Source organism: Microvirga pakistanensis, assembly GCF_004458765.1.
Taxonomy (GTDB): Bacteria; Pseudomonadota; Alphaproteobacteria; order Rhizobiales; family Beijerinckiaceae; genus Microvirga; species Microvirga pakistanensis.
The window spans coordinates 120,282-134,788 of the sequence record NZ_SPJX01000184.1 but is presented as its reverse complement, the minus strand read 5'-3'; the positions used below and the strand labels follow the sequence as shown (position 1 = coordinate 134,788).

The 14,507-nt window shown below is 63.3% G+C and carries 16 protein-coding genes; 8 read left to right on the top strand and 8 right to left on the bottom strand.

What is annotated here, in order from left to right; all coding sequences use genetic code 11:
• Positions 1 to 5: 5 nt before the first annotated feature.
• A complete protein-coding gene (locus E4K09_RS08350) occupies positions 6 to 1,466 on the bottom strand; it encodes an FAD-binding oxidoreductase (RefSeq protein WP_134496283.1) in 1,461 nt (486 codons plus the stop codon).
• Positions 1,467 to 1,577: 111 nt separating this feature from the next.
• Between E4K09_RS08350 and E4K09_RS08345 the strand changes: the two genes are divergently transcribed.
• From E4K09_RS08345 to E4K09_RS08320, 6 genes are all read left to right on the top strand, one after another.
• Positions 1,578 to 2,276 (top strand): fumarylacetoacetate hydrolase family protein, encoded by a 699-nt coding sequence (locus tag E4K09_RS08345; protein WP_134496282.1) that lies wholly within the window; start codon positions 1,578 to 1,580, stop codon positions 2,274 to 2,276.
• A 121-nt stretch (positions 2,277 to 2,397) separates the two neighbouring features.
• Entirely contained in the window at positions 2,398 to 3,243 is an 846-nt protein-coding gene (locus tag E4K09_RS08340) for a lysine/arginine/ornithine ABC transporter substrate-binding protein (protein WP_134496281.1), read from the top strand.
• 216 nt (positions 3,244 to 3,459) lie between these two features.
• The gene (locus tag E4K09_RS08335; protein ID WP_134496280.1) at positions 3,460 to 4,305 is read left to right on the top strand and encodes a lysine/arginine/ornithine ABC transporter substrate-binding protein; all 846 of its coding nucleotides are present in this window, start codon (positions 3,460 to 3,462) and stop codon (positions 4,303 to 4,305) included.
• Positions 4,306 to 4,497: 192 nt separating this feature from the next.
• Positions 4,498 to 5,154 (top strand): ABC transporter permease, encoded by a 657-nt coding sequence (locus tag E4K09_RS08330; protein WP_280177452.1) that lies wholly within the window; start codon positions 4,498 to 4,500, stop codon positions 5,152 to 5,154.
• The gene (locus E4K09_RS08325; protein ID WP_134496278.1) at positions 5,154 to 5,879 is read left to right on the top strand and encodes an ABC transporter permease; all 726 of its coding nucleotides are present in this window, start codon (positions 5,154 to 5,156) and stop codon (positions 5,877 to 5,879) included. Before E4K09_RS08330 ends, E4K09_RS08325 begins: the two co-directional genes overlap by 1 nt.
• Positions 5,872 to 6,666, top strand: coding sequence for an ABC transporter ATP-binding protein (locus E4K09_RS08320; protein ID WP_134496277.1), 795 nt, complete (start codon positions 5,872 to 5,874; stop codon positions 6,664 to 6,666). Before E4K09_RS08325 ends, E4K09_RS08320 begins: the two co-directional genes overlap by 8 nt.
• A 69-nt stretch (positions 6,667 to 6,735) precedes the next feature.
• Here E4K09_RS08320 and E4K09_RS08315 read toward each other — a convergent pair whose 3' ends face one another.
• Entirely contained in the window at positions 6,736 to 7,167 is a 432-nt protein-coding gene (locus tag E4K09_RS08315) for a DUF4112 domain-containing protein (RefSeq protein ID WP_134496276.1), read from the bottom strand.
• A gap of 332 nt (positions 7,168 to 7,499) precedes the next feature.
• Between E4K09_RS08315 and E4K09_RS08310 the strand changes: the two genes are divergently transcribed.
• Both E4K09_RS08310 and E4K09_RS08305 read left to right on the top strand, forming a co-directional pair.
• The gene (locus E4K09_RS08310) at positions 7,500 to 8,159 is read left to right on the top strand and encodes a YcbK family protein (RefSeq protein ID WP_134496275.1); all 660 of its coding nucleotides are present in this window, start codon (positions 7,500 to 7,502) and stop codon (positions 8,157 to 8,159) included.
• Between the two features lie 31 nt (positions 8,160 to 8,190).
• Complete coding sequence (locus tag E4K09_RS08305; protein WP_244610418.1) at positions 8,191 to 9,165, top strand: alpha/beta fold hydrolase; 975 nt, start codon at positions 8,191 to 8,193, stop codon at positions 9,163 to 9,165.
• Here E4K09_RS08305 and E4K09_RS08300 read toward each other — a convergent pair.
• The 6 genes from E4K09_RS08300 to E4K09_RS08275 all read right to left on the bottom strand — a co-directional run bounded on the left by E4K09_RS08300 (position 9,139) and on the right by E4K09_RS08275 (position 14,370).
• A complete protein-coding gene (locus tag E4K09_RS08300; protein ID WP_134496274.1) occupies positions 9,139 to 9,882 on the bottom strand; it encodes a class I SAM-dependent methyltransferase in 744 nt (247 codons plus the stop codon). The genes E4K09_RS08305 and E4K09_RS08300 overlap by 27 nt on opposite strands.
• Before the next feature lies 1 nt (position 9,883).
• Positions 9,884 to 10,648 (bottom strand): LamB/YcsF family protein, encoded by a 765-nt coding sequence (locus E4K09_RS08295; RefSeq protein WP_134496273.1) that lies wholly within the window; start codon positions 10,646 to 10,648, stop codon positions 9,884 to 9,886.
• Positions 10,649 to 10,652: 4 nt separating this feature from the next.
• Complete coding sequence (pncB, locus tag E4K09_RS08290; protein WP_134496272.1) at positions 10,653 to 11,945, bottom strand: nicotinate phosphoribosyltransferase; 1,293 nt, start codon at positions 11,943 to 11,945, stop codon at positions 10,653 to 10,655.
• Positions 11,946 to 12,030: 85 nt separating this feature from the next.
• Positions 12,031 to 12,360: a c-type cytochrome gene (locus E4K09_RS08285; RefSeq protein ID WP_134496271.1), complete on the bottom strand. Its 330-nt coding sequence runs from the start codon at positions 12,358 to 12,360 to the stop codon at positions 12,031 to 12,033.
• 56 nt (positions 12,361 to 12,416) lie between these two features.
• Positions 12,417 to 13,682, bottom strand: a complete 1,266-nt coding sequence (locus E4K09_RS08280) for a PQQ-dependent sugar dehydrogenase (RefSeq protein WP_134496270.1) — start codon at positions 13,680 to 13,682, stop codon at positions 12,417 to 12,419.
• Between the two features lie 184 nt (positions 13,683 to 13,866).
• Positions 13,867 to 14,370 (bottom strand): pyridoxamine 5'-phosphate oxidase family protein, encoded by a 504-nt coding sequence (locus E4K09_RS08275; protein ID WP_134496269.1) that lies wholly within the window; start codon positions 14,368 to 14,370, stop codon positions 13,867 to 13,869.
• Positions 14,371 to 14,507 lie beyond the last annotated feature (137 nt).

Sequence of the window (14,507 nt, the reverse complement as noted above, 5' to 3'; positions counted from 1 at the left end):
GGGCCTTATCCTGCCTTGGGAAGCGACGCCGGAGCCTTGTCTCCGATGGAGATGACCTTACCGGGATTGAGAATGTTCCGCGGATCGAGCGCGCGCTTGAGGCTGCGCATGAGATCAAGCGCCACCGCATCCTTGTAGAGCTCCAGCTCGTCGCGCTTGATGAGACCGATGCCGTGCTCGGCCGAGATCGATCCGTTCATGTCGTGTACGATATCGTGCACGATGCGGTTGAAGCGCTCCCACTGGGAGAGATACTGGCTCTTGTCCATCCCCACGGGCTGGGAGAGGTTGAAGTGGATGTTGCCGTCGCCGAAATGGCCGAAGGCACAGACGCGCACGCCCGGCATCTCCGCCTCGCAGGATTTCGTTGCGACGTCGATGAATTCGGCGACGCGGGAGACGGGCACGGCCACGTCGTGCTTGATCGATCCGCCTTCTCTGCCCTGCACCTCCGAGAGGCTCTCGCGCAGGCTCCAGAGCGCCTTGCTCTGCGCCTCGCTGGAGCCGAGGACAGCATCCTGCACGAGGCCCTCCTCGAAGGCCTCCCCGAGCACGGCCTCGAGCTGGCTCTGCAGATCGGCATCCTTCTGCGGCGAGGAGAGCTCGACCAGAGCGTAGGAATCGTGCTTCTCGGCGAGCGGACGGACCGAGCCGGCGACGTGCTTGAGCACGATCTCCAGACCGAATTCCGGCATGTATTCGAAAGCGGTGAGCTGATCGCCCGCCGCCTCGCGCAGACGTTGGAAGACTTTGAGAGCATCAAAGGGCGAGGCGCAGCCGATGAAGGCCGTCACACGGGCATGGGGCTTGGGAAAGAGCTTGAGCACCGCGGCCGTGATGACGCCGAGCGTGCCCTCCGACCCGACGAAAAGATTCTTCAGGTCATAGCCCGTATTGTCCTTGCGCAGGCCCTTCAGTCCATCCCAGACGCGTCCGTCGGCCAGCACCACCTCGAGACCGAGCGTCAGATCGCGCATGTTGCCGTAGCGCAGCACGGCGGTGCCGCCGGCATTGGTGGCGAGGTTGCCGCCGATGCGGCACGAACCTTCCGAGGCCAGCGACAGCGGAAAGAGAAAACCGGCATCGCTCGCCGCATCCTGCACCGCCTTCAGGATGCACCCCGCCTCGACCGTGATGGTGGCATTCACAGGGTCGATGTCGCGGATGCGGTCGAGACGCGTGAGGGACAGCACCACGCCGCCGAACGGAACGCCGCCGCCGACAAGTCCGGTATTGCCGCCATGAGGCACGACCGGCACGCCGGCCTTCGCGCATTCGGCCAAGACGAATGCAACCTCGTCACGATCCCTGGGCCGCACCACCGCCAGGGCCTCGCCGCGATAGAGGCCGCGGGATTCCGTGAGGTGCCCTTCGAGGTCGCTCGCCGCACTCAGCACGGAGGCATCGCCGAGCCGTGCCTTCAGGGTGTCAATGAGAGCTGCGCCAGTACTGCCGGGTGCGGTCATCGTCATTCCTCGTGTGGAGCCCCGTTCATGACGTCTTGTAGGGAGAACCGCAAGGTGTAGGAAAGAGAAAGACGACCCTGCCCCTTCATCGGAACACATTCCCGAACCACCATGGCCCATGTCATCCCGACTCCCCCGGTTCCGGCCCTGCCGGTTGCCGGCTCCAGCGACCTTTTCCCCGTGCGGCGCGTCTATTGCGTCGGCCGCAACTATGCGGCCCATGCGCGGGAGATGGGCGGCGACCCGACCCGCGAACCTCCGTTCTTCTTCATGAAGCCGGCCGATGCCCTCCAGCTCGTCCCGGACGGCCGGACGGTCGACCATCCCTATCCGCCCAGAACGCAAAACTACCATTTCGAGGTGGAACTGGTGGTCGCCATCGCCAAGGGCGGCCGGGACATCCCCGTGGCAGAGGCCCTCGACCACGTGTTCGGCTACGCGGTCGGCCTCGATATGACCCGCCGCGACCTTCAGGACGAGGCGAAGCAGTTGCGCCGCTCCTGGGAGCTCGGCAAGGCGGCGGATCTGTCAGGTCCCGTGGGCCCGATCCATCCGGCCGCCAGGATCGGCCATCCGGCCACAGGCGCGATCTCGTTGTCGGTCGACGGCACCGTCAGGCAGAAGGGCGACCTCTCCGACATGATCTGGTCCGTGGCCGAGCAGGTGGCCTATCTCTCCTCCTATTTCGAGCTCGCCCCCGGCGACGTGATCTTTTCGGGAACGCCTGACGGCGTGGGAGCCGTGACGCGAGGACAGGTCATGGTCGGAGCCATCGAGGGCCTCGGCGAGATTCGCCTTCGGGTTGTGTAAGGGGCACCGACGGCCCCTTGCCTTTTTCCGGAGATTGACTGTTACTGCGTCACGGCGCGGCCCGAAGGCCGCGAGACGTTGGGCTCACGATGAATCTGAGCCATAAGTTAAGGGAACGACTATGAAATTCGTTAAGTCTGTCGGCTTCGCCCTTCTGGGCACCGCCCTCGCGCTCGGCGGGGCATCGGCGCAGGAGAAGACCGTCAAGATCGCAACCGAGGGCGCCTATGCTCCCTGGAACTTCACGGGCGCCGGCGGCAAGCTCGAAGGGTTCGAGATCGACCTCGCCAACGACCTGTGCGCGCGCATGAAGGTGAAGTGCGAGATCGTGGCCCAGGACTGGGACGGCATCATCCCGGCGCTCCAGGCCAAGAAGTACGATGCCATCATGGCCGGCATGAGCATCACGGACGAGCGCAAGAAGACCATCGACTTCGCCGGCCCCTACGCCGCCGGCCCGAACGGCTTCCTCGTGGCGAAGGACTCGCCGCTCGCTAAGATGCCCGGTACGGGCCAGGCCTTTAACCTCGGCTCGCAGCAGGCGGCCGCCGAGAAGGCCATCGATGCCGTGAAGCCCCTCCTGAAGGGCAAGACCGTTGGCGTCCAGGGCTCGACCATTCACGCGAACTTCGCCGACAAGTACTACAAGGGCACCGCCGAGATCCGCGAGTACAAGACCACCGAGGCTCACGATCTCGACCTCGCCGCCGGCCGCATCGATGCGGTTCTGGCGGACTCCACGGCGATCATTGGCACCCTCGAGAAGCCCGAGTTCAAGGACTATGTTCTTGTCGGCCCGTCCATCACCGGCGGCCTGCTCGGTGAAGGTGTCGGCGTCGGCCTGCGCAAGGAAGATGCCGAACTGAAGAAGACCTTCAACGAGGCCATTCAGGCAGCCGTCAAGGACGGCACGGTGAAAAAGCTGTCCGAGAAGTGGTTCAAGATCGACATCTCGCCGAAGGGCTAAGTCGAGCTTCCCTCGTTTCCAAGGCGCGGCTATGGCCGCGCCTTTTCTGTATGAAAAAGGGGTCAGTTGCGGCCGAAAACGCCAGGCCGGCCCGTCGATTCGGCCGAATAGACCTTGCGCCGGCTTGGCTTTTGGCTGTTACCTTCGAGGGCCGATGGCAGGCCAAGGCCTCTCTTCGGAGAACAGGATCAGTCGAAACTGACCAGGGGAAGAAGAATGAAGCTATTCAAGGCACTGGGTCTCACCCTGCTGGCCTCCGCCCTCGCGCTCGGCGGGGCATCGGCCCAGGAGAAGACCGTCAAGATCGCCACCGAGGGCGCCTATGCTCCCTGGAACTTCACGGGCGCCGGCGGCAAGCTCGAAGGGTTCGAGATCGACCTCGCCAACGACCTGTGCGCGCGCATGAAGGTGAAGTGCGAGATCGTGGCCCAGGACTGGGACGGCATCATCCCGGCGCTCCAGGCCAAGAAGTACGATGCCATCATGGCCGGCATGAACATCACGGAAAAGCGCCTGGAGACCATCAACTTCTCGCGTCCGTACGCGTCCGGCCCCCATGGCTGGGGCGTGATGAAGGGCTCGCCGCTCGAGAAGCTCGCGGGTGCGGGCCAGCGCCTGAGTCTCGACAAGGATCCGGAAGCCGCCAAGACAATGATCGAGGCCTGGAAGCCCCTCCTGAAAGGCAAGACCGTGGGCACGCAGAGCTCCACCGTCAACGGCCAGTTCCTTGAGAAGTACCTGAAGGACACGATCACGATCCGTGAATACAAGACCACCGAGCAGCACGATCTCGACCTAGCGGCCGGGCGCATCGACGCGATCTTCGCGGCTCACTCCTCCCTGAAGGCCTCGACGGAAAAGCCGGAGTTCAAGGACATGGAGATGGTGGGCGGTGCCGTGAGCGGCGACGTGCTCGGGCGCGGCGTGGCCGTGGGCCTGCGCAAGGACGATTTTGAGCTCAAGACCATGTTCGACAAGGCCATTCAATCGGCCGTCGACGACGGAACCATCCAAAAGCTGACGCAGAAATGGTTCAAGATCGACATGACGCCGCAAACCTGACAAGAGAGCGGCCAGAACTGCTCCCCATGGCCAGACGCCTGGGGAGCAGCAGCCGGCCACCCGGATGTGAAAGGAAACGGCCCGTCCTCCGCTCTAGAGGACGGGCACAGTCAAGAAAGTTAAAGCGTGCAACAACTGAGCTATTTCGAACTCGTCGGGTTCGGCCCCAACGGCTGGGGATGGGCTCTTCTGATGGCGACGGGCATGACGATTGCGGTTGCCACCTGCGGCTTTCTCGCGGGCGCAGTCGTGGGCACCTTCGTGGCCTGGGGCAAGATCGGCGGCAATGCTCCGGTCCGGTGGCTGGCGGACGGATACACCACGGTTCTTCGCGGCATCCCCGACCTGCTCGTGATTTATCTCTTCTATTTCGGCGGCAGCGCGGCGCTCGGGGCGATCGGCAGCCTGTTCGGAGCCGAGGGCTTCATCGGCGTACCCGCTTTCGTCACAGGCGCCCTGGCGATCGGCATCGTGTCCGGAGCCTATCAGGCCGAGGTCTTCCGTGGAGCCTACCAGGTCGTCAGCCGCGGCGAGCTTGAGGCCGCCCGCTCCGTCGGCATGCACCGCTGGCTCATGTTCCGCCGGATCATCGCCCCGCAGGTTCTGCGCTATGCGATCCCGGGCCTCGGCAACACCTGGCAGCTGGTCCTGAAGGAATCCGCCCTAATCTCGGTCACCGGGCTCGTCGAGCTTCTGCGTCAGTCGCAGGTGGCCGCGGGCTCGACGCGTCGTCCGTTCGACTTCTACATCACGGCGGCGATCCTCTATCTCCTGATCACCTGGGTTTCGACCTATCTCTTCCAGCGCGCGGAGACCTATTCCATGCGCGGCATGCGGAGGGCTTCCTGATGGACCTCGCCTTCATGCAGGAGGCTTTCCTGCGCCTCATCGCCGGCGTTCCGCTCACGCTCAATCTCGCCTTCACGTCAATCGCGTTCGGTGCCGTGCTGGCCATGCTGCTCGCGCTCATGCGCATGTCGAGCTTCAAGGTGTTCAATTGGCCGGCACAGGCCTACGTGTTCGTCTTCCGCGGCACGCCGCTGCTCGTGCAGATCTTCCTCATCTATTACGGTCTCGGACAGTTCCGCCCCACTCTGCAGGAGTTCGGTCTCTGGGGCTTCTTCCGCGAGCCCTACTGGTGCGCGGTCCTCGCGCTGACCATGAATACGGGGGCCTACGGCAGCGAGGTCATTCGCGGCGGCCTGCAGGCCGTGCCCTACAACCAGGTGGAGGCCGCACGGGCCTGCGGCATGTCCGGCTTCCTGCTCTTCCGCCGCATCATCTTCCCGATCGCGGTCCGGCAGGCCCTGCCGGCCTATGGCAGCGAGATCATCCTGATGGTGAAGGCCACGTCGCTCGCCTCCGTCATCACCATGATGGAAGTCACGGGCCTCGCGGCCAAGATGATCTCGCAGACCTTCCGGGCCGTGGAGGTTTTCATCGTGGCAGGCGTGATCTACCTCGTTCTGAACTTCATCATCACCCGCATCATCATGGCCATTGAATGGTGGCTTTCGCCGCACCTGCGCCGCGCGCCTGCCGTGGAGCCGCGCCTGGAGGCCGCGCATGTCTAACGGAGTTGCATCCTTGTCGTCCCAGTCCACTCCCGCCGTATCGATCAGCAATCTGCGCAAGAGCTTCGGTACGCTCGAAGTTCTCAAGGGCATATCGCTCAAGGCCAACGAGGGCGACGTGATCTCGATCCTCGGCGCGTCGGGATCGGGCAAGTCGACGATGCTTCGCTGCATCAACATGCTCGAAGTGCCTGACAGCGGCGACGTCACCATCGGGGGCGAGACGATCAAGCTGAAGCACGGCCGCAAAGGCATGATGCCCGCCGACCAGCGGCAGGTGGACCGCATCCGCTCGCGCGTCGCGATGGTGTTCCAGAGCTTCAATCTCTGGTCTCACATGACGATCCTGGAGAATGTCATCGAGGCGCCGGTGCATGTGCAGAGGCGCCCGAAGGCGGAGTGCATCGCGGAGGCCGAGGAGCTGCTGGCGAAGGTCGGCATCGCCGACAAGCGCCATCAATATCCGTCCCATCTGTCCGGCGGACAGCAGCAGCGCGCGGCGATCGCCCGTGCGCTGGCCATGCATCCCAAGGTGATGCTGTTCGACGAGCCGACCTCGGCGCTCGACCCGGAACTCGTCGGCGAGGTGCTGCGCGTGATGCGTTCGCTCGCGGAGGAGGGCCGCACCATGCTTGTCGTGACACACGAGATGGGCTTTGCCCGCGACGTCTCGAACCGGGTGGTGTTTCTTCACAAAGGCATGGTGGAAGAGGAAGGGCCTCCCGGCGAAGTGTTCGCCGCGCCGAAATCGGAACGCTTCCAGCAGTTCATCTCAAGCCACCGGTGACAGCAAAAAAGCGCGGTCCTAGCGCATCGTGCAGACCCAGAGGGTCGCGTTTTTTCGGTGAAGCGGCTATCACTCGATCCGCATTGCGGTGCCGTCGATCACCTTCGGCCCCCGCTTGGATGTGCCGAGATGGTCGTGGATGATCCGCAGGTTGCGCTCGTTGGCCTTGAAGAACACGTCGAACACGTCGCCGGCCAAGGGGATGGCGCCGAGCGCCGTATCCACCGCCACATTGCCGATCATGCGGGCGATCTTCCAGCGCGGGAGACCGAGCTGGCGCGCCTCCCAGATGATATAGCTCGCCAGGGCTGCCGAAATGGCATCGCCGACCCCCGGCACGAGACCCAGAACCGCATCCAGGCCGATCCGGCGGTTAAGGCCGGGAACCACGAAAGCACTGTCCATCAGTTTCGCCACAAGCGTGATGCGCGCGAGGGAATCCTCCCGGGTCGGGCCGGCAGCTTTGATGGCATCGAACAGGTCGCTACGGGCAGCAGGCATTCCAGTCTCCAATGGGCCGATGTTAAGGCTCGCAACATGATATGTGTATCGCGGATGGGCACTGCAAGACCCTGAAAGTTAAACTTAATAACGTTGCAATAATGAGATCATTTTAGGCTAAGACTCTTGGAAAATAAGGATTTCTATAGGTAGTAATACTTTTGATCAGACTAAATTCTTCATCCAACCCTTGCTCCAACTGAGCCATTGCATAGGTAGCTTCTCTCAAGCGATCACCGCACCTGCCGGTTTACTGGCCAAAAAATTGCTGCCGGTGGGAGGACCATCCATCGGCTTTCCATGATGTGGGGGCTCAGAACGGGGAGAACCCGATGAGCACCGAATTGAAAGTTCGTTGCGCGCCTTGGCTCGCCTTCACGACCGGGACCTGCCTGGCGGCCCTCGTGGGGCACCCGGCGCATGCGCAAAGCCCCCATGCGGAGCAGAACGGGATCGTGATCCCGATTTCATTTCCAAAAGCTGCGCCTTTGCTCCCGAGCCGGCCGCCGTCCAAAGTGCGCGCCAAGGCCCGCGCCGTTCCCACCACTCTTCCCAAGGTCGAGTACACGAGCCTGCCCTCCGGCGACCGGATCACCGATCCGGCGACCACCGGGAGCCTACCCGATGCCGGTACCCTCGGAACGCGTGGTCCTGCGGGCTTCACATCCTTGGTGTCGCGGGGAACGATCAAGCTGCGCGCAGCCGCTCCGACGCAATGCCTGCCCGGGAACCTGCTGGCGGTCATTGCCGATGTCGCCGAGAAATTCGGTCCCGTCAGCATCGAGTCCACTCACCGGAGCAAGAGCCGGAACTGGCGCGCAGGCGGCGCACGCCACTCGCTCCACCTGTCATGCCGCGCTCTCGATTTCAGGGTGAAGGCCCGCGCCCGCGGCATCATGGCCTATTTGGGCTCGCGGCCCGAGGTCGGGGGCCTCAAGATGTATCGGAACGGCATCATCCATATCGACAACGGAGAGCGGCGCTCCTGGTGAGCGAGCCCCCAAAGCGGACGAGGCGGCCTTCATGGATGACGGCCTGCTCTCGCCTGCTTTGGTAGGGCTGGAGCCTCCGGCGGAAATGGAGGACAGTCCGCACATGTTCGAGACCTTCACGCATGGCCGGATCGAAACATCCGAGGCCGTCATCAATCTCCGCCATGGGGGCAACGGCCCGCCCGTTCTGCTGCTGCACGGGCATCCGCAAACGCACGTCATGTGGCACCGGGTCGCCCCGCGGCTCGCCGAAGAGTACACAGTCGTCTGCGCGGACCTGCGCGGCTACGGCGACAGCTCCAAGCCCCCGACGACGTCCGACCATGCGCCCTATTCGAAACGCGCCATGGCGCGGGACATGGTCGAGGTGATGCAAGCCCTCGGCTTCGACCGCTTTGCCGTGGTCGGCCACGACCGCGGCGGACGCTGCGCCTATCGCATGGCGCTCGATCACCCGGCCCGCATCGCGGCCCTGTCGGTTCTTGATATCCTGCCGACCTACGAGCATTTCCGGCGCACCGACATGGCGTTTGCCATGGGCTACTGGCACTGGTTCTTCCTGGCGCAGCCGCATCCCATTCCGGAAACCCTCATCTCGGCCGATCCGGACACGTTCTATCTGCGGCGCGGGCGTGCGATGTTCGATGCGCAAGCCCTGGCGGAATACCGGCGCTGCTTCACCGATCCCGAGACCATCCATGCCATGTGCGAGGATTACCGCGCGGGCGCGACCATCGACATGCAACTCGACGAAGCCGACATGAGGGCCGGGCGGCGCATCGCCTGCCCGGTCCTGGCGCTCTGGGGGCTGCGCAACGGCTTGGAACGCTGGTACGACGTTCTGGCGGTGTGGCGCGACTGGGCGGACCACGTGGATGGGCATGGAATCGATTGCGGCCATTACCTCGCAGAGGAAGCGCCCGAGGAGACGCTCTCCGCGCTCACGCCGTTCCTGGCGAAAGCGTTCGCGGCGGATCGGTCACATCCGTCCGACGCGCAGGGATAGGGGAAAGCGAATGACGCGCCGGCGCCGCGGCTCGCCCCAATGCGCCACGAGCTCGCGCTCGAATCTTTCGAGAGGTTCACGTCCTTGCGCTTTCTCAAGCCCGCGAACGGCTGACCATGTGTCGACATAACCGATGAGGTCGGAAGCCTGCCACTCCACCTCGATGGCCAGAGGCGGCGCATCCCATTCATCAAAAGGAAACGCGAAGGAGCGATACCCCTCCTCCACATGGCGGCGCTCCGGCGGCCAATAGGCGCCGACCACATCCTTGTAGAAGTGCCGAATGATAGGGTCGATGCCGGGCTCTGCCCGGATCACCCCATAGGTGATGAGCGCCAGCACCGCGCCCGGCTTTCCGACGCGACGCGCCTCCTCATAAAAGGCATCGAGATCGAACCAATGCGCCGCCTGCGCGGCCGTGATCAGATCGACCGTGTGCTCGACAAGGCCGCTCCGCTCCGCCGGCGCCACACGATACTCCACGCGCTCATGCGCCTCGGCCTGCACGATCTGCTGCGCGCTCGCATCCGTGGCGATCACGCGGCTGAAACGCTCCGCCAGCAGCACCGAGAGCTGTCCCGTGCCGCAGCCGACATCAAGCGCCACATCCGTCTGCCCGCAAAGACCGGCGAGGTAATCGACGAGCGAGCGCGGATAGGTCGGACGATAGGCTGCATAATCGCCCGACTTTTCCGAGAAATGATCCTTGAACGTCACGCTATGTTCCCGAGAACGGAGCGATGGTGATGCCGTTGGCTTCGAGCTTTGCCCTGACCGTGCGTGCCATAGCGACGGCGCTCGGCTCGTCGCCGTGCACGCAGATGGTGTCGATCGCGATGGGGATGCGCTTGCCCGAGGTCGAGATGATGGCCCCGTCCTGTAACGTGCGCAGCACGCGTTCGGCCGCCGCATCCGTATCGTGTAGAACGGAGCCGGGCTTCTTGCGGCTGGTCAGCGAGCCGTCGTCCTCATAGGTGCGATCGGCGAAGAACTCCCGCACCACCGGAATGCCGACGGTTTCCGATGCCTTCTCCATCAGGAGTCCCGGCATGCACACGTTGACGAGGCTTGCATCCACCCCCTTGATGGCGCGGGCGATCGCCAGCGCCAGGCTCTCCTCCTCGTTCGCCATGTTGTTGAGCGAACCGTGAACCTTCACAAAGGTGACCTTATGACCGGCCAGGGCGGCCACGGCCTGCATGGCTCCGATCTGGTAGGCGATCATGCGTTCGATCTCGGCCGGGGAATCGCCGCGGATCACCCGCCGGCCGAAGCCATGCAGGTCGTTGAAGCCCGGATGCGCGCCGACCGCCACGCCCTTGCGCTTGGCGATCTCCGCCGTGCGGAACATGGTGGACGGATCACCTGCATGGAAACCGCATGCGATGTTGGCCGACGAGACGATATCGAGCATCGCCTCGTCGTCGCCCATCGACCACGCCCCGAAGCTCTCGCCCATATCGCTGTTCAGATCGATCTTCATTGCCTCACACCAATACCGGTTGCGCCGTCTGCGACCCCACGTGGAACACGCGCTTGTAGCGCTCGACCTCCTCCTCGGGCCCCATGGCCTTGGTGGGGTTGTCCGAAAGCTTCACGGTCGGGCGGCCATCGGCGGAAATGACCTTGCAGACGATTGAAATGGGATCGAGCCCGCCCTCGGGAACGAGCCCACGGAAGTCGTTCGTGAGCAACGTGCCCCAGCCGTAACCGATGCGCATGCGGCCACGGAAATTCTCGTGGATGCGCTCGATCACGTCGACGTCGAGGCCATCGGAGAAGATGGCGAGTTTTTCACGCGGGTTCTGACCGCGCTGGCGCCACCACGCAATGGCCTCCTCTCCTCCCTCGATGGGATCCTTGGAGTCGATGCGGATGCCGGTCCAGGAGGATACCCAGTCGGGGGCATTCCGGAGAAAGTTCGTCGTGCCGTAGGTATCGGGCAGGATGACGCGCAGGTTGCCTTCGTAATCCTCCTGCCAATCGGCCAGCACGCAATAGGGGGATCGCGCCAGTTCCTCGTCGCTGTCTGTGAGCGCGGCATAGACCATGGGCAACTCATGGGCGTTGGTGCCCACGGCCTCCACCTCGCGGCGCATGGCGATGAGGCAGTTCGACGTGCCGAGGAAGGATGATCCCAGGCCTTCGAGCATGGCCTGCACGCACCAATCCTGCCACAGGAAGCCATGGCGGCGGCGCGTGCCGAAATCCGAGATGGAGAGATCCGGCAACCTCCTCAGGCGCTCGATCTTCTCCCACACGCGGGTCATCGCGCGGGCATAGAGCACCTGCAGCTCGAATTTGCCCATGCCCCGCAGGACCCCGCGCGAGCGCAGTTCGTTGAGGATGGCGAGAGCCGGGATCTCCCACATGGTGGTTTCGATCCACGGTCCGTGAAATGTCAGCACATATTGGCCATCCTCCTTCTCCAGGAGGTATTCCGGAAAACGGAAGGTCTCGAGCCAATCCATGAACTCCGGCGAGAACATCTGCCGCTTGCCGTAGAAGGTATTGCCGCGAAGCCAGGTGGACTCGCCGCGCGTGAGCGAGAGGGTCCGCACATGGTCAAGCTGCTCTCGAAGTTCGCCCGCATCGATGATGTCGGCCAACCGGATCCGGGTGGTGCGATTATGGATGCCGAAGGTCACCTGCACGTCCCGATGGCGGCGAAAGATCGTCTGCGCCATCAGGAGCTTGTAAAAGTCCGTGTCCAGGACCGACCGAACGATCGGGTCGATCTTCCAGGTATGATTGTAGACCCTGGTCGCGATGTCCACCATCGCCTGCTCCTAGCCGTTTCGGAAGGCAGGACAATAGCGAAGGCTTCCCGCCGATGAAAGGGTGCGTTGCCGCCATCCCCCGGCGTTATGGCGGCAGCACGTCAATCTCGATCGATGAGTAATAGGCCGCGATATCGGCCATGTCCTCGTCGGAGAGATCCTTTGCGACAATGTTCATGCTCTCGTTCTTGCGCGCTCCCGACTTGTATTCCGTGAGCGCCTTCACGAGATAGCCCTCGATCTGCCCCGCCAGATTGGGGGCCTCGGGATTCTTCGAGAGGCCGTCGAGTCCGTGGCAGGCCTGGCAAGTGGTGATCTTCTGGCGTCCTGCTCTGGCATCGGCCGCCTCGACTGCGGCCGATGCGAGGCAGCCTGAAAGAACCCCGAGCAATGCCAGGGCGTGGATTGTCTTCATGATGTTGCCTTTCGGGAGGAAACGGGCGCGCTGAAAGCGCGCCCGCCGGGACAGCCTCACTGGCCCTCGTAGGAGATGCGGTAGATCGCGCCAGCCGTGTCATCCGACACGAGAAGCGAACCATCCAGGAGAACGGCCACGTCGACGGGCCGGCCGAGATACTCGCCGTTTTCGTTGAGCCAGCCTTCGGCGAAGACCTGAGGCTTGTCGGCCGTGCCGTCCGGCTTGAGGGGCGTGAACATCACACGCGCGCCGACAGGCTTCGTCCGGTTCCAGGATCCGTGCTGTGCCGAGAAGAGGCCCCCCTGATAGGCGGCCGGGAACATCTTGCCCGTGTAGAAGGCGAGCCCGAGATCGGCCGCATGAGGCGCCATTTCGGCTTGAGGCGCCACGGTGCCTGCGGGCACCTGATCGTCCTTGTACTCGACGGTGCGAACCATGCCGCCGCCATAATACGGGAAGCCGAAATTCTGGCCCATCTGGACAGCCCGGTTCAGCTCGCCGGGAGGCTGATCGTCACCCATGCCGTCGACCTGGTTGTCGGTGAACCAGAGGGACTTGTCGGCCGGATTGAACTCGATGCCGACGGAGTTGCGGACGCCCGTCGCATAAACTTCCCGGTTCTTGCCGTCCTGGTCCACGCGGATGATGCCGCCGATGCCCACCTCCCTGTAAAGTTCCATCTTCTCTTTGGGCGGCACATTGAAGGGCTGTCCAAGGGCGATATAGAGCTTGTTGTCGGGACCGACCCGGCAGACGCGGGCCGTGTGGTTGAAGCTCTCCTCGCCCGGCGGGATCAATTCGCCCTGCTTCACGACGATGGCTGCCGCCACGTCGGGACCTTCGTAGAAGAACTCCGCGGCCGGGAACTGCAGCACGCGATTCTGCTCGACGACGTAGAGCATGCCGTCGCGGGAGAAGCAGACGCCGTTGGGGATCTTGAATGCGACGGACGGCGCGAACTGCTTCACCTCGTCGGCCACACGGTCCTTGTCGCGATCCGTGACCACATAGACGTTGCTCTTGCGCGTCCCGACAAACACGACGCCCGCATTGGGGCCGACTGCCATGTGACGGGCATCGGGCACGACGGCGTAAAGATCGATCTTGAAGCCTGCTGGCAGCTTGATCTTCTGAAGGTTGCGTCGGATCGCGTCGGCGCGCCGCCCTTCCTGCGGGATCTGCCTGGGCTCGGCGGTGCCCGTGCTCTGGAAGGTCTGAAGTTTCTCGAGATTGTTGGTCGGCGGCTGAGTGGCGGGCTGGGCGAAACTCGAAGACGCAAACGCTACAGTGGAGACGGCGGCAAGCCAGATGGATTTCATCTTTCCCTCCCTGGGGGCGCCCCTTTGCTGTTCTCGTTTTGTCGAACTTCGGATGATCTCCGAGTCACTTTGTTTTGTTGTCCTTGATTATACTGAAGCTAGAGCTTGAAAGGAAGAAGCAAGCGCCTTCACGGAAAAGGGGCCGCCGAGCGGCCCCTTCTTTGCTGACGCGCTTGCTGAGACGTCAGCTCAGGTTGACCTTCGCCTGATCGCCCGGGTTGGGCTGCTGCCCGGTCAGAGCTGCCTTTGCATATCCGTAGAGATGCACGATGGTGGAGGATGGGCTGTCCCAATACTCGCCTTTCGAGGGATGTACGCGGAGCAGGGCGATCTGCGGATCGTCCTTGCCTTCCGGGAACCAGGCCCGCAGCGGCTCCGACCACTTCTCCTCGATCTTGGCCTTGTCGCGCACGATCTCGGCCTTGCCTGAAACGGACACATAGGTTTGGCTGCTGGGATCGCTGAAGCCTAAGTTGACCTCGTTGTCCCGTGACACTTCCGTCATTTTGGGGGATTGGATCTGCGTGAAGAACCAGAAATCGCCATGCTCGTCGGCCTCCTGGCTGTACATGGGACGACTGTGCAGCGTACCGTCCGTATCGACGGTGGTCATCATGGCGATCTTCACGTCCTTGATCAGCTCGTAGAGCTTTTTGGCGTTCGGATCGTTATGGCCGTGTTGATGCATTATCCTCTCCTGATTCCATTGCGACGTCTCGGGTCGGCGATGTGCAGGCGCCGCCTTTCGGCTGGCCGGCTCAGCTCCAAGGGATCGGTTCAACAACGGGCGGGGTGAGTTTTGGTTCGGATATTGTCCATGGCCGT